General features: G+C 68.6%; 19 protein-coding genes. 12 read left to right on the plus strand and 7 right to left on the minus strand.

What is annotated here, in order from left to right; translation table 11 throughout:
• Positions 1-26: 26 nt before the first annotated feature.
• Positions 27-1,643, minus strand: a complete 1,617-nt coding sequence (locus VHC04_RS16925; protein ID WP_325683414.1) for a flavin-containing monooxygenase — start codon at positions 1,641-1,643, stop codon at positions 27-29.
• Between the two features lie 212 nt (positions 1,644-1,855).
• Between VHC04_RS16925 and VHC04_RS16930 the strand changes: the two genes are divergently transcribed.
• Entirely contained in the window at positions 1,856-3,052 is a 1,197-nt protein-coding gene (locus VHC04_RS16930; RefSeq protein ID WP_325683416.1) for an MFS transporter, read from the plus strand.
• 19 nt (positions 3,053-3,071) lie between these two features.
• On the opposite strand, the gene VHC04_RS16935 is transcribed toward VHC04_RS16930, so the two are convergent.
• From VHC04_RS16935 to tssH, 4 genes are all read right to left on the minus strand, one after another.
• Positions 3,072-3,677 (minus strand): OmpA family protein, encoded by a 606-nt coding sequence (locus VHC04_RS16935; RefSeq protein ID WP_325683418.1) that lies wholly within the window; start codon positions 3,675-3,677, stop codon positions 3,072-3,074.
• A 107-nt stretch (positions 3,678-3,784) separates the two neighbouring features.
• A complete protein-coding gene (locus tag VHC04_RS16940; protein WP_325683420.1) occupies positions 3,785-4,258 on the minus strand; it encodes an Hcp family type VI secretion system effector in 474 nt (157 codons plus the stop codon).
• Between the two features lie 207 nt (positions 4,259-4,465).
• Positions 4,466-4,948 carry an Hcp family type VI secretion system effector gene (locus VHC04_RS16945; protein ID WP_325683422.1) on the minus strand — a complete coding sequence of 161 codons (483 nt, stop codon included), beginning with the start codon at positions 4,946-4,948 and terminating at the stop codon, positions 4,466-4,468.
• 38 nt (positions 4,949-4,986) lie between these two features.
• Complete coding sequence (gene tssH, locus VHC04_RS16950) at positions 4,987-7,620, minus strand: type VI secretion system ATPase TssH (protein ID WP_325683424.1); 2,634 nt, start codon at positions 7,618-7,620, stop codon at positions 4,987-4,989.
• A gap of 179 nt (positions 7,621-7,799) precedes the next feature.
• Between tssH and tssA the strand changes: the two genes are divergently transcribed.
• From tssA to tssL, 8 genes are all read left to right on the plus strand, one after another.
• Entirely contained in the window at positions 7,800-8,933 is a 1,134-nt protein-coding gene (gene tssA, locus VHC04_RS16955; protein WP_325683426.1) for a type VI secretion system protein TssA, read from the plus strand.
• Between the two features lie 249 nt (positions 8,934-9,182).
• A complete protein-coding gene (locus VHC04_RS16960) occupies positions 9,183-11,117 on the plus strand; it encodes a type VI secretion system Vgr family protein (protein WP_325683428.1) in 1,935 nt (644 codons plus the stop codon).
• Positions 11,118-11,124: 7 nt separating this feature from the next.
• Entirely contained in the window at positions 11,125-11,721 is a 597-nt protein-coding gene (locus VHC04_RS16965) for a DUF6931 family protein (RefSeq protein WP_325683430.1), read from the plus strand.
• 1 nt (position 11,722) lies between these two features.
• Positions 11,723-12,013, plus strand: a complete 291-nt coding sequence (locus VHC04_RS16970; protein ID WP_325683432.1) for a PAAR domain-containing protein — start codon at positions 11,723-11,725, stop codon at positions 12,011-12,013.
• A 4-nt stretch (positions 12,014-12,017) separates the two neighbouring features.
• Entirely contained in the window at positions 12,018-13,532 is a 1,515-nt protein-coding gene (gene tagH / locus VHC04_RS16975) for a type VI secretion system-associated FHA domain protein TagH (RefSeq protein ID WP_325683434.1), read from the plus strand.
• A complete protein-coding gene (gene tssJ / locus VHC04_RS16980; RefSeq protein WP_325683436.1) occupies positions 13,529-13,990 on the plus strand; it encodes a type VI secretion system lipoprotein TssJ in 462 nt (153 codons plus the stop codon). The genes tagH and tssJ overlap by 4 nt, the downstream gene beginning before the upstream one ends.
• Before the next feature lie 22 nt (positions 13,991-14,012).
• Complete coding sequence (tssK, locus tag VHC04_RS16985) at positions 14,013-15,368, plus strand: type VI secretion system baseplate subunit TssK (protein WP_325683438.1); 1,356 nt, start codon at positions 14,013-14,015, stop codon at positions 15,366-15,368.
• Between the two features lie 3 nt (positions 15,369-15,371).
• Complete coding sequence (gene tssL / locus VHC04_RS16990; protein ID WP_325683440.1) at positions 15,372-16,814, plus strand: type VI secretion system protein TssL, long form; 1,443 nt, start codon at positions 15,372-15,374, stop codon at positions 16,812-16,814.
• A 119-nt stretch (positions 16,815-16,933) separates the two neighbouring features.
• On the opposite strand, the gene VHC04_RS16995 is transcribed toward tssL, so the two are convergent.
• Together VHC04_RS16995 and VHC04_RS17000 are read right to left on the minus strand one after the other, a co-directional pair.
• Positions 16,934-17,263 carry a contact-dependent growth inhibition system immunity protein gene (locus tag VHC04_RS16995; protein ID WP_325683442.1) on the minus strand — a complete coding sequence of 110 codons (330 nt, stop codon included), beginning with the start codon at positions 17,261-17,263 and terminating at the stop codon, positions 16,934-16,936.
• Complete coding sequence (locus tag VHC04_RS17000) at positions 17,263-18,240, minus strand: RNase A-like domain-containing protein (RefSeq protein ID WP_325683444.1); 978 nt, start codon at positions 18,238-18,240, stop codon at positions 17,263-17,265. Before VHC04_RS17000 ends, VHC04_RS16995 begins: the two co-directional genes overlap by 1 nt.
• Positions 18,241-18,357: 117 nt before the next feature.
• On the opposite strand from VHC04_RS17000, the gene tagF reads away from it, so the two are divergent.
• The 3 genes from tagF to VHC04_RS17015 all read left to right on the plus strand — a co-directional run bounded on the left by tagF (position 18,358) and on the right by VHC04_RS17015 (position 22,383).
• On the plus strand, positions 18,358-18,984 hold the full coding sequence (gene tagF, locus VHC04_RS17005; RefSeq protein WP_325683446.1) for a type VI secretion system-associated protein TagF: 627 nt from the start codon (positions 18,358-18,360) through the stop codon (positions 18,982-18,984).
• A gap of 130 nt (positions 18,985-19,114) precedes the next feature.
• Positions 19,115-19,882: a PP2C family protein-serine/threonine phosphatase gene (locus tag VHC04_RS17010; protein ID WP_325683493.1), complete on the plus strand. Its 768-nt coding sequence runs from the start codon at positions 19,115-19,117 to the stop codon at positions 19,880-19,882.
• Entirely contained in the window at positions 19,879-22,383 is a 2,505-nt protein-coding gene (locus VHC04_RS17015; protein WP_325683448.1) for a serine/threonine-protein kinase, read from the plus strand. The genes VHC04_RS17010 and VHC04_RS17015 overlap by 4 nt, the downstream gene beginning before the upstream one ends.
• The last annotated feature ends 12 nt before the right edge of the window (positions 22,384-22,395 follow it).

Genomic DNA, 22,395 nt, shown 5'->3' on the forward strand with positions numbered 1-22,395 from the left:
CGGCGTGCGGCAGGTCCGGCGGCAGGCTATGCCGGCACCGCGACCGTGTTGGACGCCGCCAGGCGGAAGCCCGCATAGCCCTTGTCCACGACCTCCTGGCACTCCTGCCGATAGCGGCCGACGCCGCCGATATAAGGCATGAACACGCGCGGCTTGCCGGGGATGTTGGCCCCCATGTACCAGGACGCCGCCGAGGGATACAGCGTGCGGCTGGCCGTCTGGTTGACGTGCTCGACCCAGGCGTCCTCGGCCTCCCGCGTCGGCTCGATCACGTGCAGCTGGTGGTCCCGCAGGTGCCGGATGCACCCGGCGATCCAGTCCACATGCTGCTCGATCGATACGATCATGTTGCTCAGCACGGATGGGCTGCCGGGGCCGGTGATCATGAACAGGTTGGGGAAGCCGGCGGTCGCCAGACCCAGATAGGCGCGGGGTCCGGCGGCCCACTTGTCGCGCAGGCTGACGCCGCCGCGGCCTCGGATATCGACCTTCAGCAGCGCCCCGGTCATCGCGTCGAAGCCGGTGGCGAACACGATGCTGTCCGCCTGCCAGGTCTTGCCGCCGGTGACGACGCCGTCCGTGGCAATCTCCTGAATCGGCGCGCGGCGGATATCCACCAGCGTGACGTTGTCCCGGTTGAACGTTTCGAAGTAGTGCGTATCGGCGCAGATGCGCTTGGTGCCGATCGGATAGTCGCGCGGCATCAGCAGCGCCGCCACCGCCGGGTCCTTCACCGTCGCCTTGATCCGCTGGCGAACGAATTCGGCCGCGGTGTCGTTCGACGCCTTGTTGGTCGCCAGGTCGTTGAACGACGCCATGAAGGTCGTTCCGCCGGTGGCCCACCGTGCCTCATACTCGCGCTGCCGGTCCTCGGCCGAAACCGCCATGGCGGAGACGTCGTTCAGGTTGTTCAGGATGCCGGTCCGCGTGTGCCGCTGCTGTTCCCGTAGCGCCGGATAGTCGGATTTCCACGACTGCTCATAATCCGGCGTCATCGGTACGTTGCGGGCGGGGATCGAGTAGTTCGGTGTCCGCTGGAACACGGTGACATGGGCGGCCTGTTCCGCGATCACCGGGATCGACTGGATGGCGGAGGAGCCGGTGCCGATCACCGCCACGCGCTGCCCGGTGAAATCCACCGGTTCGTGCGGCCAGTGGCCGGTGTGGTAGGTCCGTCCCTGGAACCGCGCGATGCCGGGGATATCCGGCATCCGAGCGGCGGACAGGCAGCCGGTGGCCATGATGAGGAAGCGGGACTGGATGGTTTCGTCCGCATCGGTCCGAATCGTCCACCGGTCGGACGCCTCGTCATAGCTGGCGGAGGTCACGGTGGTGCCGAAGCTGATATCGCGGCGCAGATCGAAACGATCCGCGACATGACCGGCATAGCGCAGGATCTCGGGCTGCGCCGCGAACTTCTCGCTCCACCGCCAGTCCTGCTGCAGCTCGGGGCTGAACGAATAGGAATACTGCATGCTTTCCGTGTCGCAGCGCGCGCCTGGATAGCGGTTCCAGTACCACGTGCCGCCGACATCCGACCCGGTCTCGATCACGCGCGCCGACAGGCCAAGCTGGCGCAGGCGATGAAGCATGTACAAGCCGCTGAATCCGGCACCGACAATCAGCGCGTCCACTCGTTGCATCGTTGCTTTTGTCCCGTTGCTACCGGCCAGTATCACAGGGCCTTTCGCATCCGGCGTCAACCCGTCCGGCGGCGCGGGCCCCTGGCGCAACCCGCGCCTGTCTTGCCGATCCGATCCGGCCGGGCTTGTATGGTGGCCAATAACGACACGTGGCGAGGGGCGCCGAGATGGTGGGATGGCTGAAGGACCTCAACCCGACGGAGCGGCGGACTATGATCGCATGCTTCGGCGGATGGTCGCTGGATGCGCTGGACGTCCAGATCTTCAGCTTCGTCATCCCCTCGCTGCTGACCCTGTGGGGCATCACCACCGGCGAGGCGGGTGTATTGGCAACCGTCACCCTGGTGGTGTCGTCGCTGGGCGGCTGGCTGGCCGGCGCGCTGTCCGACCGTGTGGGGCGGGTGAAGGTGCTGCAGATCACCATCATCTGGTACGCGTTCTTTACCTTCCTGTGCGGCTTCGCCCAGGACTTCAACCAGCTATTCGTCCTGAAGGCACTGCAGGGCCTGGGTTTCGGTGGCGAATGGGCCGCCGGCGCCGTGCTGATGGGTGAGGTGATCCGCGACCGGTACCGTGGCCGAGCGGTCGGTCTGGTGCAGACCGGCTGGTCGATCGGCTGGGGCGCGGCTGCGGTGATCTATACCATCCTGTCGGCGACGCTGCCGGACGCCCTGACCTGGCGGGTCATGTTCTGGATCGGCCTGGCCCCGGCCGGCCTGGTGTTCTGGATTCGCCGTTTTGTTGACGAACCGATGGTGCAGGCGCGGAATGCGGCGCCAGGTGGCCTGATGCACGTGTTCTCGGTCCTGCAGCCGCCCTATCTGGCCACGACCTGGCGCGTCTCCATGATGGTGATGGGGGCGCAGGGGTCCAGCTATGCCATCACCACGTTCCTGCCGACCTATCTGAAGACAGCGCGGCACCTGACCGCGGTGGGCACCGGCAGCTATCTGATGGTGCTGATCCTGGGTGCGTTCTTCGGCTTCATCTCCGGCGCCTATCTGTCCGATGCGATCGGCCGCAAGGCGACGTTCCTGATCTCGGCGGTCGGTTCGGTGGTGCTGATGCTGGTCTACCTGTTCGCCCCGCTGAGCAATGACTGGATTCTGCCGGTGGGCTTTCTGCTGGGCTACATCAACCTGATGATGTTCTCGCCCATGGGACCGTTCATGACGGAGCTGTATCCGACAGCCGTGCGTGGGGTGGGGCAGGGGTTCTGTTATAACGCCGGGCGCGGCATCGGCGCGATTTTTCCGGCGCTGGTCGGTTTTCTGGCGGCGCGATGGGGTCTGGCGGCGGCGATTGCCATCTTCAGCTTCATCGGGCTGGCGCTGATGATCATCGCCTTGCTGATGCTGCCGGAGACCAAGGGGCGGTCACTGGAAAGCCTGGAGGTTGCGGCGCGGTGACGCGGGCATCGCCGCGCATCTAGCCGCCGGTATTGACGATCTGGACCCGGCGGTTGCGCGGTTCCGGTGTGTCCGGTGGCGTCGTGACCGCGGGTTGATCGAAACCGAGGCCGACCGTCTGTATCCGGTCGGCGGGGATGTTGAAGTTCTTTTCCAGATATTCGCTGACCGTGACCGCGCGCCGTTCCGAGAGGTCGCGGTTGAATTCAGCGGTACCGACCGTGTCGGTATGGCCTTCGATCCGGAAATGGCTGCCGGCCAGATCCGGGCTGCTGAGGGCCGCGCCGAGCTTGCGCAGGGTGGGGATGGCGGACGGCATCAGGTCGGCTGATCCGCTGGCGAACGGCACTGTCAGGCTGAGTGTCGGCTGGGCGGCGGCGTCCGTTGCGGGAGCCGACCTGGCGGCGGTCGCGTGGCCGGTGGCGGGCGCCGCCCGTGTCGCCGGCGTGGCGACGGGCGCATCGCCCTTGCGGACCAGACCCTGATGCGCGCCTTTCGTCAGATCGCTATCCGTCTTCGGCTTGAGCTGCCGGATCATGTCCTGAACCGATTGATCGCCGGCCGCCAGAGCCAGGGGGGCGCCCTGGATCATCAGACATGCAACGATCGCGGCTGCAATGCGCATTTCCTGAACCCCTGACCTGATGGCGCATTACGTAACGGCGCATTCTTTCAATACATTGCCATAGCGGGCCCGTCCGGGCAACGTTTTTCTCCGGCAGGGCTTTTTTCTCAGGCAGGGCTATTGCTGGCGACGTCCCAGCCATAGCTGGCGGGGGCGCCCGGGCTGCCCTTGGCGCTGATCTGGGTTCCTTCAAACGAGATCGCGGTGAAGTTGAACACGATCACGTCGCCTGGCCGGTCGCCGCTGCTGTCCTGGTCGAACGCGGTGATGATCGCGTTCTTCAGCTTGATCGTGTAATATACCGTTCCGTCGCCGGTTCCCTCGCTGACGAAATCGATCTGCGCATCCTGCGGGGAGCCGGAAAGCGCTTGCTGGATCAACGGGATCGTTGCCGAGTCCTGGTCTTTGGTGACACGCAGGTCCCCGACACGCGGTGCCGCCAGGACCCGGCCGGCCTTCGACCCCGCCGGATTGGTGACCGGACGGCCCATGCCCCAGCCGACCCCGCGAAGCTGAATCCAGTTCTGGTGCGCCGTCTGCGTGGCATCGCCCTGTACGGAACCGAACTTCAGATAGATCATGGCATGGGTCCAAACGGCTCAACTGCGCGGCGGTGGGTACCCATCGGCGAGCCTGTGCCGGCGGGCATGCTCAGCGGCGCCCGCTTGGCGGCCTGGCTGCCGCGGCGCCGCGGCCGGGCGCGCGAAAGCGCCCAGGCGAGCAGTCATCGGCGGCCGTCCCCGGATCGCCGATGCCCCGCCGCCAGACGTTACAATGATGTACCGATATCAGACAACCTTGGCCTGCGCCAGGTCGTACGTCACCGTGTCCGCCGCCGTCATCTTGCCGTCCTTGTCGGCCTTCTGCGGAATGCACTTCATCTTCACGAAATTCAGCGACAGGCTCTCGGACGGGCGGTCCCCGCCGCTGCTGATGGAGTAGCCGCTGATCATCGTATCCTCCAGCTCATAGCTGAGGTATTTCGCCAGCTTGCCGGACTCGGTCTTGACCAGGTCGATGATGACCTTCTTGCCTTCGCCCTGCAGCGCCTCGGTCAGCAGCTTGCCGGTCGCCGCGTCCTGCGCCTTCGTCACCGTCAGCTCGCTGACACTCGGCGCCGACGATTCCCGGTCCGCCGAGGCACCGGTCGGCGACGAAATGCCGCGCCCGACGCCCAGCTGGAAGGAGTTCAGTTCGATCCAGTCCTTGTATCCTTCAGCCGTGACGTCGCCTTTGATCGCCAGGCTGTCGTAATTCATGTAGATCGGCATATGAGTCCTCCTTGCCCGTTCAGCATGATACCAAGCTTCTATTGAAGCGTGTAGTGGAATGAATCGCCCGGGCCGACATCCACCGCCAGGCGCGATACGCTGCCGCCATCGGCAAGCCGCGCCAGAACCTGGACCGACAGATCCGGCAGCAATGAGCGGGTCAGAACATTCTCGACATTGCGCGCGCCCGAGGCACTTTCCTTGCAGCGCGCCGCGATCAGCGCGGCGACGGCGTCGGTGTAGTCGAACCCGGCGCGGTAGCTGTCCCACACGCGCTGGCGGATGCGGCCAAGCTGCAGGTCGACGATCTGCCGGATGACCGCGTCCGACAGCGGGAAATAAGGCACGATCGTCAGCCGCCCCAGAAAGGCGGGCCGGAACGATTTCAGCAGTTCCGGCCGCAGCGCCTCGGCCAGCCCGGCGGCATCGGGGGCGGTCTCGGGGTCGGCGAAAAGCCGCGTGATCAGGTCGGTGCCCGCGTTCGAGGTCATGATGATGACAGTATTTTTAAAGTCGATGTCGCGGCCTTCACTGTCCTTCATTTGGCCCTTGTCGAACACCGAATAGAAAATGTCCTGCACGCCGGGATGTGCCTTCTCCATCTCGTCCAGCAGCAGTACCGAATAGGGCCGGCGCCGCACCGCCTCGGTCAGCACGCCGCCCTCACCATAGCCCACATAACCCGGCGGGCTGCCCATCAGCATGCTGACCTTATGTTCTTCCTTGAATTCATTCATGTTGATGACGGTCAGGCTCTGCTCGCCGCCATACAGCAGATCGGCGAGCGTCAGCGCGGTCTCGGTCTTGCCGGTGCCCGAGGTGCCGACCATCAGGAACACGCCGATCGGCTTGCGCGGATCGGTCAGCCCGGCGCGGCTGGTGTGGATCGCCTGGGCGATCGCCTCCAGCGCATGCGGCTGACCGATGATCCGCTGCTCCATCGCCTGTTTCAGCCGCAACACGGTCTGAATCTCATCCGACCGCATGCGTCCGGCCGGAATGCCAGTCCAGTTCTCGACGATCGCCGCCACCGCCTGGGCGTCGACCACCGGGAAGATCAGCGGCTGCTCGCCTTGCAGCGCGTGAAACTGCTCCATCAGCGCCTGCAGCTCGGCGCGCCTGGCATCGCGGTCGGCGTCCTCGGGCAGGGTTTCCAACGCCGCCCGCGCCTCGGTGATCCGCGTGGCCAGGGCGTGTTCCTCGGCCCAGCGCGCCTCCTGGCCGGCCAGGGTGTCCGCCGCGCCCGCCCGCTCCGCCTCCAGCTCCTCGATCCGCGCGGCATGGGCCGCGCCGGCCAGGGATTCACGGCGCAGGATGCCAAGCTCGACGTCGATCAGCCCGATGCGGCGGCGCAGGTCCTCGATCGGCGCCGGCACGGCCGCCTGGCTCATCGCCACGGACGCGCAGGCGGTGTCGATCAAGGAGACCGCCTTGTCCGGCAGCTGCCGGCTGGGGATATAGCGGGCCGACAGCCTGACGGCGGCGACCACCGCCTCATCCAGGATGCGGACCTTGTGATGCGCCTCCAGCATGCCGACCAGGCCGCGAACCATCGCCACCGCGATCGGCTCCGTCGGTTCCTCGACCTTCACCACCTGGAAGCGCCGGGTCAGCGCGGCGTCCTTCTCGACGTATTTCTTGTACTCGGCCCAGGTCGTCGCGGCGATGGTGCGCAGCTCACCGCGGGCCAGGGCCGGCTTCAGCAGGTTGGCGGCGTCATTCTGGCCGGCACCACCGCCGGCACCGATCAGCGTGTGCGCCTCATCGATGAACAGGATCACCGGATGCGCGCTCGCCTGCACGCCCTGGATGACCGATTTCAACCGGTTCTCGAACTCGCCCTTGATGCCCGCCCCGGCCTGCAGCAGCCCGAGGTCCAAGGTGCGGACGGTCACGGTCTTCAATGAGTCCGGGATGTCGCCGGCGGCGATCCGCAGCGCCAGCCCCTCCACCACCGCGGTCTTCCCGACACCCGCCTCGCCGGTCAGGATCGGATTGTTCTGCCGCCGGCGGGTCAGGATGTCGATCACCTGGCGAATTTCCATATCGCGCCCGACGATCGGATCGATCTTGCCGGCGCGCGCCCGCGCGGTCAGGTCTATCGTGTACTGGTCCAGCGCGTCCCCGCCGGCGCCAGCGCCGCCACCCGTGGCCGTGCCCCTGCCACCCCCGGCCTCGACGGTCGTCGTCGCCTGCTCCGCCTCCTCGCTGTCGGCGAGGATCGCCTGGAAACCGGCCTTCAGCGTATCCGGCTGGATGCGCCGGAAATGGCTGCTTGCCTCCTCGGCGCGGCGGGTCAGCGCGTCGTCCGACAGCAACGCCAGCATCACATGGCCGGATCGAAGCCGTGCCAGCCCGTGATCCACCGAGGCGGTCAGCCACGCCTGCTTGGCAGCCTCGATGATGTCGGGGGACAGTCCCGGCGGGCGGGCATTGCCGGTGCGGAGCCGGTCGAGCGCCCGGTTCAGATCGGTAAGGAACCGTCCCTCATCGATGTCGAAATGGCGCAGGATCAAGGCCGCATCGGATCGCCGGGATTCGACCAGCTTCAGCAGCCAGTGCTCCAGCTCCACATTGTAATGGGTCCGCGACAGCGCGAACCCGGCGGCGGCTTCCAGCGATCGGCGGCAATGGTCATCGAATCTGCCGATGAGTGACTTCAGGTCGATCACCGCGCGCCGCCCTCCAAATCAACCCGATATCTATTTTCGTGGATCTATTTTACTGGACGGAACGGTTTGCATCCGTACGGAATTAAATTATGATCGGGGCTACGTATTGTCTACCATATTTTCACGGCGCGGCGTGCTAGCCTTGTCGATGTCACCGGGCCGGGAGGCGCGCTAGAGGAATGGATGACCAGGGCGATCTCGCGGCCGGCTTGGCCTTGGCCGCGCCGCTGCAGGGGGAACGGCCGGCCGGGGAGGATCTGCGTCAGGACTTCACCGCCGGCTCGCCTTATTATCGCCTGCGGGATTTGCGGTCCGAGGCACGTGAGATCGAGCGTCGCCTGGATCACGGCGACCCTGAGGCCGATTCGGCGGCGCTGCTCATCGCCTGGCGCACCGTGCGCGAGCTGGCGGTCAAGGCGCTGACGGAACGCACCAAGGATCTGGAAATCGCCGTCTGGCTGACAGAGGCGCTGGTGCGGCTGGAAGGGCTCTCCGGCATCACCACCGGCGCCACGCTGATCGCCGAGTTGGCGGATGTGCTGTGGGATGAGGGGCTGTATCCGCTGCCGGACGAGGACGGGATCGAGGGACGCACCGCCCCGGTGACCGGGCTGAACGGCGCGAGCGGTGACGGCACCTTGATGCAGCCGCTGCGCAAATGTCCGCTGTTCCCCGGTCCGGACGGTGAGATGGTCTCCTACTGGCAATACGCGCAGTCGCGGGAGCTGGAAACCATCGCCGACGAGGACCGGCGCAAGCAGTGGCTGGCATCCGGCGTGCAGCCGTTCGATGCCATGGAAGCGGCGGCGCGCCGGGCGGGCGCGGCCCATTTCACGGCCTTGCGGCGCCTGCTGCAGGGGGCCCTGCAGGCCTGGACACGGATGGGGGAGGTGCTGGATGCGCGGGCCGGCGCCGACGGTCCGCCGACCGGACGCGTGCGCGACCTGCTGCGGGCGATGCTCGACATCACCATCGTCTTCGCGCCGCCGGACGACCCGGACGATGACGCGATGGCCGAGGCCGAGCCGGCCGAGGCACCGGCCGACGGCGCGCCGGCGCAGGGCGCGGCGGCGGCGCGGCCGGCGGTCACGCGGGAGGACATGCTGCGCGAGCTCATCCGCATCGCGGATTATTTCCGCCGGACCGAGCCGCAATCGCCGCTGGCCTACACGCTGGACGATGCCGTCCGCCGCGGCCGCATGTCCTGGCCCGAATTGCTGGCGGAACTGGTGACCGATGACTCGACCCGCAACGCGATGCTGACATCGCTGGGAATCCGCCCGCCCCAGCCGCCGCGCGGCGAGGACGAATGATGCGGCGCCGTGCCATCATCCCGGCGCCGGGAATCCCCGCATCCGGGCGTGCCACGCCGGGACGTCCCGTGCCAGGGAGTCTCGTATCAGGGAGTCCCGTGCCAGGGGGTGCGGCATCAGGGGTTTCCACGCCAAAGACGTCGACGACAGGGATCGCGGTGACAGGGATTGCGGTGACTGGGATCGCGGTGACAGGGATGCCGGCTGCGCGGCCGCCGGATCGCCGCCGTCTCGCCTGAGGAGCATGTCATGTCGGGTACGCAAGGTCAGGGCAAGCGGCTGCTGTCATTGCAGACCGCGCTCGGCCAGGATGTGCTGCAGCCGGTCGCGTTCCATGCCGATGAAACCATCAGCACGCCCTATGCTGTCACCGTCGATGTCGTCAGTGACAACGCCAGCGTCGACCCGGACGCCGTGCTGTATCATCCGGCCTGTCTGAAAGTCACGTACGGGACAGCTGAACCGCGCATCCTGCACGGCCTCGTGCGCTCATTCGCCGCGACGGGTGAGCCGCAGCGCGGCCGGTTCTCGTACAGGCTGACCTTCGTGCCGCGGCTGTGGTTCATGGGCCAGACGAGCGATTGCCGGGTTTTCTGCAACAAATCCGTTACGGATATCATATCCACGCTGTGCGATGAGGCGAAGCAGACGATCGAGGTCAAGGTCGGCGCCGGCCAGCCGCAGAAGCCTTATGTTACGCAATACAACGAAACCGACCTGGCCTTCCTGTCGCGGCTCGCCGAGGAATCCGGTTTCTTCTATTACTTCAAGCACCAGGATGGCAATCACACGCTCGTCCTGGCGGACGCCAATTCGGCGTTCCCGCAGGACCCGAAGCCCCAGCTCTCGGTCGCGCACGAGGGCGGCGGGATCGACGTGCTGACCGGCTGGCACCGCATCGGCGCCACCGCGCACGGGAAATACAGCCTGCGCGACTACGATCCCCTGAAACCGTCGACACCGCCCGAAGGCCAGCAGCCGACCAAGCTCGGCACCGCCGGCGCGCCCACGCGCGATGTGTTTGCCTGGCCGGCGCTGGCGGAGACCTCCGATGAGGCCAGCGCCAAGGCGCGCCGCCTGATCGAGGCCTCGGAGGCGGAGGCCGCCCTGGTGGAGGCGCTGGGCGAAAATCCGCTGCTGCTGCCCGGCGGCCGCTTCACATTGAGCCGCGATCCGTTCGACGACTCGCAGAATGTCGACTACATCGTGCGCAGCGTCAGCAGCAGCGGCCATGACCGCAGCTGGCTTGGCGGAGATGCCCAGGCCGACTATGGAAACCGCATCGTTGCCTTCAAGGCGTCGGTGCCCTGGCGGGACCGGACGATCACGCCGCGGCCGGCCATGGGCGGATTGTATTCGGCGGTCGTGCTGGGCAATGACGGGGAGGAGATTCACGCCGATCAGTACGGCCGCGTGAAGGTGCGGTTCTTCTGGGATCATCGCGATGACGCGACGGCGGATTCCACCATCTGGGCGCGGGTGATCCAGCCCTGGTCCGGCAATAGCTGGGGATGGCAGCACCTGCCGCGGGTCGGTACGGAAGTGGCGGTGGCGTTCCTGGACGGCGACCCCGATCGCCCGGTCGTGGTTGGCGGCTTCTACAACGCCGAAATGATGCCGGTGTTTCCGATCCCCGGCGAACAGAACAAGAGCGGCTTCCGCAGCCGCTCCACCAAGCAGGGCTCGACCTCGACATTCTCGGAGCTGTCGTTCGATGACACCAAGGGAAGCGAGAAGGTCTATCTCCACGCCGAAAAGGATGCGACGGTGGAAGTGGAGAACGACCGCACGACGACGGTCGACCACGACGACACGACGACGGTGAAGCACGACCAGACCTTGACCGTGCAGAACAAGCAGACCGTCTCGGTCGATAACGGCCGCACCACCACCATCAAATCCGGCGACAGCCTGACCGTGCAGAATGGCGGGCTGACCATCACCGCCAGCGCCGACAACATTTCGATTCAGGCCAATGCCGGCAAGATCGCGGTGCAGGCCATGCAAAGCATCGAGCTGACCGTGGGGGGAAACAAGATCACCATTGATAACCAGGGCGTGACAATCGACGCGATGCAAATTAAGGTCCAGGGCCAGGCGATGGTGCAGATCAAGGGCCCCATGGCGCAGGTGAACGCCGACGGCATGCTGGTGCTGAAGGGCGGCGTCATGATGTTGAATTGATCGAGCCATGGCTGAAGGATCTTTTTTCAAGCTCCGCAGTATTCCCATGGAGGATGTGCGCGCACGCGCGGGCCTGACCGGTGACAGTGCGGCGCTGGTGCAGGCGGATACCGATATTGCGACCGCGATCACCCGCCTGGATGCCGCCGGCCTGCCCGGCGAGGCAGCCAAGCTCGTTGCGCACGCGTTACCGAAGCGGGAAAGCGTCTGGTGGGCCTGCATGTGCGCCCGCCACACCGAACCGCCGGACCTGCCGGCGCTGGACAAGGCCGCGATCAGCGCCGCCGAGGCCTGGGTGCGTGGCCAGACCGATGAGATGCGGCGCGACGCCTTCGACAAGGCGCAGCAGGCCAATTTCGGCACGCCCGAGGCCTGGGCCGCGGTCGCCGCGTTCTGGAGCGGGGATTCCATGTCGCCGCTGGGCCAGCCCAAGACGCCACCGGCCCCGCATCTGACCGGAACCGCGGTGATCGGATCCGTGGTGCTGTCGGCGGTCCGCACCTATCCGGAGCGGCGGGAGGATCGGATGCGCCGCTTCCTGGCCAGCGGGCTGGAGATCGCCAATGGCGGGGCCGGCCGCATGCCGCATGAGGAGCTGACATAGCATGGGCCAGCCCGCTGCCCGAATCTCCGACATGCATGTCTGTCCGATGGTGACGGGCGTGGTGCCGCATGTCGGCGGCCCGCTCACCCTGGGCTGTCCCACCGTCCTCGCCGGCGGCCTGCCGCTCAGCCGGATCGGCGACATGCACCAATGCGTCGGCCCGCCCGGCACCATGGCGCTGGGCGCCTTTACCGTGCTGGTCGGCGGCCAGCCCGCCTCCCGCGTCGGCGACAGCACGGTGCATGGCGGCGCCGTGGTCGGTCCGGGCGCGCCGACCGTGCTGATCGGATAGACACGTGATCCTGACGCTGACCATGCTGCGGTGTCCGCCGACCGTCGTGCCGGACGTGCGTCAGCTCAGCGGCGGCGAATTCTCGATCGGCCGCTCGCCCGACAGCGACTGGGTGTTGCCGGATTCGGACAAGGAGGTTTCGCGACGCCATTGCGTGATCGCGTTCCGGAACGGCGCCTGGAGCATTGCCGGCACCAGCGCGAACGGCACCTTCCTCAATCGCGGGGAGGAGCGGCTGGAGGAGACCGGGCCCCGCGTGCTGGCCCACGGCGACCGCATTCGTTTCGGCGCCTATGAAATCGAAGTCGGGCTCGACGACCAGCGGAGCGACCCAGGGATCGGTCATGCGATCGATCACCCGATCGATCACGCGATCGGCCACGGGATCGGTCATGCGGCGGGTCGCCCGGTCGGCCAGCCACGAGCCGGCGGTTTCGGCGCCGGCGGCGGGTTCAGCTCGCCGTTCGGCGACGGTTTCGGCGATGATCCGTTCGCGCCGCCGCCCGCGGTGCTGCCGCCGGCGCCGGAGATGGGGTTCAGCGCGCCGTCGCTGCCGGCCGACTTCAATCCCCTGCTGCCGGAGGAGGAGGCGTTCCTGTCCGGCCCGACCGCGCCGGACCACGCCCCGGCGGTGTCCGACGCGGTGAACCTGCCATGGCCGAAGGTTCAGCTCCCCAATGACTGGGACCTGGACGAGCCGCCCGCTGCGCCCGAACCGCGCAATGCGCCGCCGGCCGCGCCGCTGCCAGACATGCCTTCGCCGATCCCGACGCCTGGCATTGGCGCGCCACCGATGCCCGTGCCCCGGATCGGCATCCCCGCATCGGCGCCGGAGCGCGCCCCGCCCGCTCCCGCGCAAGCCGCCCCGCCCGCCGCCCCCACGCCCGCCGCCCCCACGCCCGCCGCCCCCACACCCGCCGCCCCCACACCGGACCTGCTGGCGGCGTTCCTGCGGGGGGCGGGGCTGGAAGGGGTGAATCCGGCGGACGCCGAGCAGACGATGGAACGGTTGGGAGCGGCGTTCCGGGCGCTGGTGGCCGGGTTGCGCCAGGCGTTGATCACCCGGTCCAGCACCAAGCGCGAATTCCGCATCGGCGCCACCATGATCCAGGTCCAGGGCAACAATCCGCTGAAATTCTCGGCGAATGATGACGATGCCCTGATCGGCCTGCTGGGCGTCGGCCGCCGCAGTGACATGAGCCCCGAGGAAGCGGTGAGGGATGCGCTGGACGATATCTGCCAGCATGAGCTGGCGACCATGCCCGCCATGCAGGCCGCGGTGCGCGCCCTGGTGACGCGGCTGGGCCCCGAGGCGATCCAGAAAGAGGCCGAGACCGGCGGCGGCCTCGCCCTGCTGGGCAATCGCAAGGCTCGGGCATGGGACGCGTATGAGGCATTGCACGGGCAGATCGCCCGCGGGCTGACGGATAATTTCGACAGTGTGTTCGGCAAGCAGTTCGCCCTGGCCTATGAGCAGATCGTCGAGGAACTGGCCGCCGGGCGGAGGAACCGGCGATGAACCGCCGCCAGGCCGGCCTCATCGGATGCGCGTTGCTGCTGTCGGCCTGCGCCGCGTCGCCCCCGCCGCCGCCGGTGCTGGAACTGACCGCGACCGGCAGCGCCGGCCAGAACCCCGATCCCGCCGGCGCACCGCAGCCGGTTTCGCTGCACGTGTTCGAACTGGCCTCGACCCAGAAGTTCGAGCAGGCGGACGTGTTCGCGTTGATCGAGCGGGAACAGGCCACCCTCGGCCCCGACCTTCTGGGGTCGACCGGTCTCGTGCTGCGCCCCTCGGCCACGCAGCAGCTGAAGAAGGAGCTGAAGCCGGGCACCCAGGCGATCGGCGTGGTCGCGCTGTTCCAGAAGATCGACCAGGCGCAATGGCGGGCCAGCGCGCCGGTCGCCGGCAAGGGCACCACCCGGTTGACGCTGGAGGTCGGCAGCCTTTCGGTCACTCTCAAGCCGGCCGGCAGATGATCGGCCGGAAGGGACGCATGGCATGAGCTGGACGAACCGCGTGATCTGGCAGGAGGGCATGTTCCTGCGGGCGCAGCACTTCCAGCAGCAGGATCGCTGGACCCAGGCGCTGTTGCAGGCCAGGGCCGGTGCGCTGCGACCCTACCCGTGGGGCCTGACCGCGTGCTCGATCGATCGCAACCTGCTCGCCACGGGGCGCTTTGCCCTGTCATCCGCGGCCGGCGTGTTCGAGGACGGGACGCCGTTCGTCCTGCCGGCGGAAGCCGACCATCCGGTACCGCTGGAGCCGGCGGCGACCGTGCGCAACGCGCTGGTGTACCTGGCGACACCGGTCAGCCAGCAAGGCGCCGCGGAAGTCGTCCTGGAGGATGCGGAGACCGAGGGCCGCTATACCGTGAAGGGGTTCGAGGCGTATGACACGCAGCCGCGGTCACGCGCCGATGCGCCGCAGCCGGCGGAGCTGCAGGTCGGCCGCCTGCGTCTGCGCTACATGCTGGAGACGCAGGACAGGGCCGGCTATCACGGCATCGCCGTGGCGCGCATCGCCGAAGTGGGGGCCGACCGGCGCGTCGCGCTGGATGACCGCTGGATTCCCCCGGCCCTGCTGTGTGCCGCCGCGCCGCCGCTGACGGGTTTCCTGGCGGAACTGACCGGCATGATGAACCAGCGCGGTGAGGCGCTGGCCAGCCGCCTGGGCTCCCCCGGCGCGCGCGGCGTGGCCGAGGTGACCGATTTCCTGCTGCTGCAGATGATCAACCGCTGGCAGAAGCTGCTGAGCCATTGGGTGGAGTCCGGCAACATCCATCCCGAGGATTTCTATGCCGCGCTGGTGCAGATGGCGGGTGAGTTCGCCACCTTCACCGAGGCGACGCGGCGGCCGAACAACTATCCGCCGTACCGGCACGAGGATCTGCAGCGCAGCTTCACGCCGGTGGTCGCCGATCTGCGGCGGTCGCTGTCGGCGGTGCTGGAAACCACGGCGGTGGCGATCCCGCTGCAGGAACGGCGGCATGGCGTCCGCGTCGGCCCGCTGAACGACCGCGGCCTGTTGCGCACCGCCAACTTCGTGCTGTCGGTCCGAGCGGACATGCCGTCCGAGACCTTGCGGCGGCTGTTTCCCTCGCAGGTCAAGATCGGCGCGGTGGAGCACATCACCCACCTGGTGAACGTCGCGCTGCCCGGCATCGCGGTGCGGCCGTTGAGCACGGCGCCGCGGCAGATCCCCTTCTACGCCGGCGCGACCTATTTCGAACTGGACCGCAACAGTCCGCACTGGCAGCAGATGCAGTCCTCGGGCGGCTTCGCGATCTTCGTGTCAGGCGAGTTCCCGAACCTGCAGATGGAGCTGTGGGCCATCCGCGGCAGTGACGGAGGCTGAGCCGTGCCAAGCGACAATCCGTTCGCCGAACCCGAGGATGACGGCCGCACCATCATCCGGCCCATGCCGGGCGGCAAGCCGCGTCCGGCGGCGTCGCCAACGGAGCAGATGGCGGGGGGCCGGACGGTGGGCACGGCGCCCGCATCCGCCTTCGCCGCTCCGCCTGGCGGCGGGGGCCTCGGCGCGCCGTTGGGCGGTACCGCCCGCCAGGCGGTGCCGCCGGCCGAGGTGGCCGGGCCGGACCTGGTGGCGGTCGGGGGTTCGCCGATCCTGGCCGCCGCCTCGCCGCTGCTGCAGCTTCTGGGGCGGCTGCGCAACACCCTGTCGCAGCCGGACCCGAATGCGCTGCGCGAGCGGGCGGTGGCCGAGATGCGCCGGTTCGAGCAGACGACGCGCGAGGCGGGGGTGCCGATCGAGCAGCTGCAGCCGGCGCATTACGCGCTGTGCGCCAGCCTGGATGACGTGGTGCAGGCGACGCCCTGGGGCGGCCAGGGCGGCTGGGCCCAGCGGTCGCTGGTCACCACCTTCCACCAGCGCGACCGCCAGGTGCAGAGCGGGGAGCGGTTCTTCCAGCTGCTGGACCAGATGAAGCAGAATCCCGGCCGGTTCCTGCCGGTGCTGGAGCTGATGTATCTGTGCCTGGCGTTCGGCTTCCAGGGCCGTTTCCGGCTGTCGCCGCGCGGGCCGGCGGAGCTGGACCGGGTGCGGGAGGATACCTATGCGGTGATCGCGCGCCAGCGCCCGCCGCGCGAGCCGGCGCTGTCGCCGCATTGGCGGGGCGTCGACGCGCCATACCGGCCGGTGCGGGCCGAGGTGCCGGTATGGCTGGCCGGCATCGGCGGCCTGGCGGTGATCGGTGCCGTCTTCATCTGGGCCACGTTCGGGTTGAACGGCGAATCGGACGGCTTGTTCGAACGCATGATGGCGGCCCCGCCGGAGCGGATGCCGGTGATCCAGCGCGCCGCGCCGGTGCAGCCGCCACCGCCGCCGCCACCGGCGGCGGAACTCGGCGCGATGGACAAGTTGCGCGGCTTCCTGCGGCCGGAGATCGAGCAGGGGCTGGTGTCGGTGGTGGGGACCGACGCCGTGCCGGTGGTACGCATCCGCAACCGCGGCATGTTCCCGTCCGGCAGCGCGGATGTGCAGCCCAGGTTCACCGCCCTGCTGGAACGGATCGGCCAGGCGCTGTCGGCGGAGCGCGGTCCGGTGCAGGTGATCGGCTATACCGACAACCAGCCGATCCGCACCGTGCGGTTTCCGTCAAACTATCAGCTGTCCGCCGCTCGGGCGAAGGCGGCGGCGGCGATCATCGCGCGCACGATCGGCGAGGCCGGGCGCATTACCACGGACGGACGCGCCGACGCCGACCCGATCGCCAGCAATGCGACGCCGGACGGGCGGGAGGAGAACCGGCGGATCGAGGTGGTGCTGCACCGCGAGGGGTAGAGCGCGATCGCCTGAAGCGGGCGGCGGAGAAGGCGTGAATCGCGCTGTTGAATCAAGGGCTTGATGAAGCATGACGGATCGACCTGATCCTGCCATGCTTCAGGTGCGGCGGTCGCGCTTCAAGGTTTCACGCTGGCCTGGTGGTGCAGCAGCTGCGCGTCCAGCCAGGTCAGGAAATCGGCCGCGCTCTGGTCCGGCAGCCGTGCCAGGTCGGGATAGCGCCGCGCCAGCTCCTGATCCAGGCTGTCCCGATAGAACGCCATGAAGCGCCGGATATCCGCCCGGGCGGCAACGATGTCGAGCCAGCCCTCGTCGCGCGCATAGGCGGTCACGGCGTCAGCCGGCTCCGGCCCGTAGATCGTGTAATCCGAGAACAGGTACGCGTCGCATAGCTGCGACAGATACGGGTATTCATGCAGGATCGGAATGGACGGTGTGGTCGTTTGCATCAGGGCACCGGATAGGCCGTGAGCACGAAGTAGAGCTTCTGGTTGATGGTCGTCCGTCTCAGGACCAGTCGAACCGACTGAACCGTGATGCGACTGGACGAGCCGCGTAAAATGGTGGTGCCGACGTCGCGGCCAAGATGGACCGAGAATGGCAGGTCCCTGGTCGCGCCGGACGCCGCCCATTGCGTGATCGCGGTCCGGTTGGCCTTGATCGCGTCGCTGATCGCCCGTTCCGCGTCGCGGACGGACGCGAAGGAGCCGGCGGCCGGGATGCGGGGTTCGGCGGTCAGGCGGTTCAGCAGGAATTCATCATCCTTGGCGACATGCTTGAGGATGGTGTGACCCCCGGCCTCCTCCTCCTCAAGCAGCACGATCAAGCCGCGGCGTATGCTGAGGGCCCGCACCGCCCCGATGGCACCGGCAACGGCGAGGGGAACCGCGATATCGATGGCGACGCCGATATTGTGCGCCGTGTGCGGGCTGGTGCCCAGCTTCCGCGCCAGCTCGGTCGCCGCCTGCTCCGTCAAGGTGGTGCGCGGCCAGCCGGTCCATAGCTGATAGAGGCCGGTGCCGACGTTATCGAGCCCGTTGGTGCCGAGGACCGCGCCCCCCGCCTTCGTCAGCATGGTGGGTTCCGGGGCCAGGAACAGGGCGCCCGCGCCGATCAGCTCCAGGGCGCCGCCCACCAGCTCCGCGCCACCCACCAGGCGTGTCATCAGCCGGCCGGAGTGATTTTCGGGCGCCGTGATCGTTTCGCTGCCCATGATCGCGGCGAGCTGGATCGGTGTCAGTACGATCCGCAGCCCCGTCCCGTCGGCTTCGGCTGCTGGCGGTTCGGCGATCCCTGCTTGCGACATGTCCGCGTTCCTCGTTCCGTCGATGGTCAGGTCGTCAATGGTCAGGCCGCCGATGGTCAGGTCGTCAATGGTCAGGCCGTCGATGGTCAGGTCGTCAATGGTCAGGCCGTCGATGGTCAAGGCAGGGCACCGAACCGGTGCGGCGGCCGCGTGCGACGGGCGGGCGGCCGCGGTGCCCGATGTGGTGCCCGACGCGGTGCTTGAGTTGCCTGTCGCGTTCAGGGAACATTCGGCGTCATGTCCGATCCATGTCGCGGCTCCGCCGGCTTCTTCGGCAAGTTACCATCCCGTGGCGATTTCGTCAGCAATGGCCTGGCCACGATGGCGGTTGGCGTGTGGGACCGCGCCGTCGCATCCGTTCTGACCGCGGCACGGGTGCGGCTGGCGGAACGCTTCGCTTCCGTCTGGCTGGTCGCGCCGGTATGGCGTTTCGCGCTGCCGGCCGGGATGTGCGGGCCGGAGCCGCTGCTGGGCCTGTGGATGCCCAGTGTCGACAAGGTCGGGCGGTATTTTCCGCTGATGATCGCCGGCACATGTCCCGGCGCGGCGCCGGCGTGCATGGCCAGGTGCGGGGGCGCCTGGCTCGACGCGGCGGAAATGGCCGGCCGGTCCGCTCTGGCGGATGATCTGGCCCCCGATCGGCTTGCCGCGCTGATTCCCGCCTGCCCTGATCTGGCGGCCGGGCCCGCGACCGGCCTGCCCTACGGCCTCGTGCCGCGCCCGGGCGCCGCGCTGTGGTGGACCGAGGGCTCGCCGCTGGTGCCGGCGCAGGGGCTGGTGCTGGACGGGATGCCCGAGCCGGATCGGTTCCTGTGCATGCTGGATGCGTCGCTATGCCCCGGCATGGCCGATCCGGCCCCGTGACATCGTGTCGCGCGACATCCTGGCGCTGGCGTCCAGCCCCGTGATGTTCGTCGCCGTGGCGTCCGGCCCCGTGACATCCGGGCAGGGCGTGCGGTCGATCGCCGGGATGTCCTGATGTTGCTTGGAGCTGGTGTCCGGCGACGCTACTCTGCGCCGCCCAGCCGACGGTAACGCCATGCAGTACCGCTCCCGCGCCGTCACCCATCCGGGTGCCCACCGCGACCATAACGAGGACATGTTCGTTGCCCACCCGGAACTGGGCCTGTGGGCGGTGGCGGACGGCGCCGGCGGCCATGAGGCCGGAGAGGTCGCGTCGGAGCTGATCGCGACCGCGCTGGCGACGATCCCCGGGGCGCTGACCGCGGAGGAGACCCTCACGCAGGTGCGCCTGCGCATGGCGGCGGCCCATCTCGCGCTGAAGGAAGCCGCCGCGAGGAAGGGAGACGGCGCCATCGTCGCTTCCACCGTCGTCGTGCTGATCGTGCGGGAGGCGCATTTCGCCTGTCTGTGGGCCGGGGATTCGCGCGCCTATCTGCTGCGGGACGGCGTGCTGACCCGGGTGACCCGCGATCACAGCCTGGTGCAGGAGCTGGTCGATGCCGGCCAGCTATCCGAGGACCAGGCCGAATCGCACCCACGCGCCAACATCATCACGCGCGCCGTCGGCGACCCGGCCGATACCGTGCTGCTGGACAAGGTGATCGGCCGGCTGCAGCCGGGGGACCGCTTCCTGCTGTGCTCCGACGGCCTGTCGAAGACCATGGACGACGCGACCCTCGGCCGGTTGCTGCCGGCCGGTGACGCCGACGCGGCGGCCGAGGCCCTGCTGGCGGCGGCGCTGCAACGCGATGCGAACGACAACGTCACCGTGGTGGTGGTAGACATCATGGCACCATGAGCTCCGCCAACGTCGTCCCCAAGAACCTCGGCAAATATGAGGTGCGTGGCGTCATCGGCCGCGGCGCGATGGGCGTCGTGTACGATGGCTGGGATCCCGTCATCGGCCGGCGGGTCGCGATCAAGACCGTCGGCATCGTCGACGATTCCGATCCGGACGCCCAGCACGCCTATGCCCGCTTCCGCAACGAGGCGAAGGCCGCCGGCCGGCTGTCGCATCCGAACATCGTCGCGATCCACGACTATGGCGAGTCGGAACATACCGCGTTCATCGTCATGGAATTCATCGAGGGACGCTCGCTCGACGTCCTTCTGGGCACCGAGGAGCGGCCGGGGCCAGCCGAGGCCGTCCGGATCATGCAGCAGATCCTGGCCGCCCTGCAGTTCAGTCACGCCAAGGGCGTCGTCCACCGCGACATCAAGCCCAGCAACGTCATGATCACCACGGATGGGACCGTCAAGCTCGCTGATTTCGGCATCGCTCGGATCGAAAGCAGCACGATGACGCAGGCCGGCACCATCCTGGGCACGCCGGCCTACATGTCGCCGGAGCAGTTGATGGCGCAACCGGTCGACGCCCGCAGCGACATCTACTCGGCCGGGGTGGTGCTGTATCAGATGCTGACCGGCGACAAGCCGTTCCATGGCGGCCTGACGGCGATCATCCACAAGGTGCTGAACACGGTGCCGCCGCGTCCGTCGGAGCTGTCGGTCACCGCGCCCGTCGCGCTCGATGCGGTGGTGGCGACGGCCATGGCGAAACGGCCGGATGACCGCTATCCCAGCGCCGACGCCTTCGCCCAGGCGCTGCGGCAGGCAGAGAGCGCGGCGGGGACGCCGCGGCCGCCAGCCGGTTCACCCCCAGCCGGTTCACCCCCAGCCGGTTCACCCCCTGCTGGCTCGGCCGTTGCCGGTTCCGCCGGGAATGATCGTACCACCGTGATCCCCGCCCGATCGGCCGCCGCCCAATCGGTTGCGGGCGGGACGATGCCGCCCGTCACGATGCTGCCCGTCGACGTCCCCCCGCCACCCTCGCGCGACGCCCCGTCCGCGGCTCCGGCTCGGTCGGGCCGGTCCGCGTCCGACCGGCACCCGGCGCCACAGCGCCGAGCGAGCAGCCGGTTGCCGGCCCTGCTTGGTGCCACGGCTGCGGTGGTCGTCGTGCTGGCCGGCGGCGGGGCGTGGCTGCTGCTTCGCCCGCCGCCGCTGCCGGCGCCATCCGCCGCGCCGGCGGACCGGCAGACGGATGCGGTGCCGCTGCCAGCCGACACCGCGCGGTCGGGACCAGGCGCCGGCGGTGCGTCAGCGTCGTCCCCCGCGTCGTTCCCCGCGTCGTCCGCTCCGTCATCTTCCCCGCCGATTCCCCAGCCACCCGCCTCCGCGGCCGCCGCCGATACCGCCTCGCCCGCGGCGCAGCCGGCCGCCAACGCCGCGTCGCCCGGGCCAGCGGGATCGGCACCCGGAGGGAGCGGATTCGCGGGCATAACGTCCCAGGGCGGCACGTCCCCAGGGACTGGATCCCCAGGGGCTGGGTCCCCAGGGACTGGATCCCCAGGGGCTGGGTCCCCAGGGGCTGGGTCCCCAGGGGCTGGGTCCCCAGGGGCTGGATCCCAAGGGAGTGGATCCCAAGGGAGTGGATCCCAGGGGGCTGCTTTCCCGGAAGCTGCTTCTCAAGGGGCCGCGTCCCCGGTTACCACGGCCTCGGGGGCATCAGCCGCGGCGACCGTGTCGGGACCATCCGGACCAGAGGGCGGATCCGGCCTTGCGGCGGCGGAGCCGCCCACGGCATCCGCCACGCCCAGTCCGGCGCCGACCACGCTGGCGCTGGCACAGCCGAACCTGCAGACGATGCGGGAGGGGCTTGCGCGGCTCGCGGCCAACGCCTCCTGCGCGGTGCCACGCGTGACCGTGTCGGACGCCGGGCGGGTCGTCGTGTCCGGGCTGGTGGGGGCCGGAGCAGCGGATACCGGGCTGGCGGATGCGGTCAGGGCCCTGGTCCCGGATGCCGGCGCCCTGACCTGGGACACGCGGAGAGTGGCCGGCCCCTATTGCGATCTGCTCGACCTGGTCCGCCCGATCGTCCAGCCGGGGACGCCGCCCATGGATCTTACCCTGGCGGACGGGGTGACGCGTCTGAAACGCGGCGATCCGATCCGTCCCGTGATCAGGCTCCCGGATTTTCCCGCCTACGTCATCCTGGACTATTTCGTGAGCGACGGCGGTGTCGCGCATCTGCTGCCGGCGCGCGGCAAGCCGGTGCGGATCGAGCGGGCAAACGGGATCGCCGCGGTCAGGGAAGGGCTGGAGGTCGGACCGCCATTCGGAACCGACATGGTGATGGCCATTGCCTCCTCGGCACCGCTGTTTCCGGCCGGTCCGGTGCGGCAGGATGAGCCGGCGCGCGCATATCTGCCGGTCCTGGCGCGCGCGATCGAGGCGGCGGAGCGGCGGGGCGTCCGATTGACCGGCCGGCTGCTGGCGGTGGATACGCGCGATCGCTGACGGCCGTCAGCG

Origin of the sequence: Rhodopila sp. (assembly GCF_035548095.1) — a bacterium.
Lineage (GTDB): Bacteria > Pseudomonadota > Alphaproteobacteria > Acetobacterales > Acetobacteraceae > Rhodopila.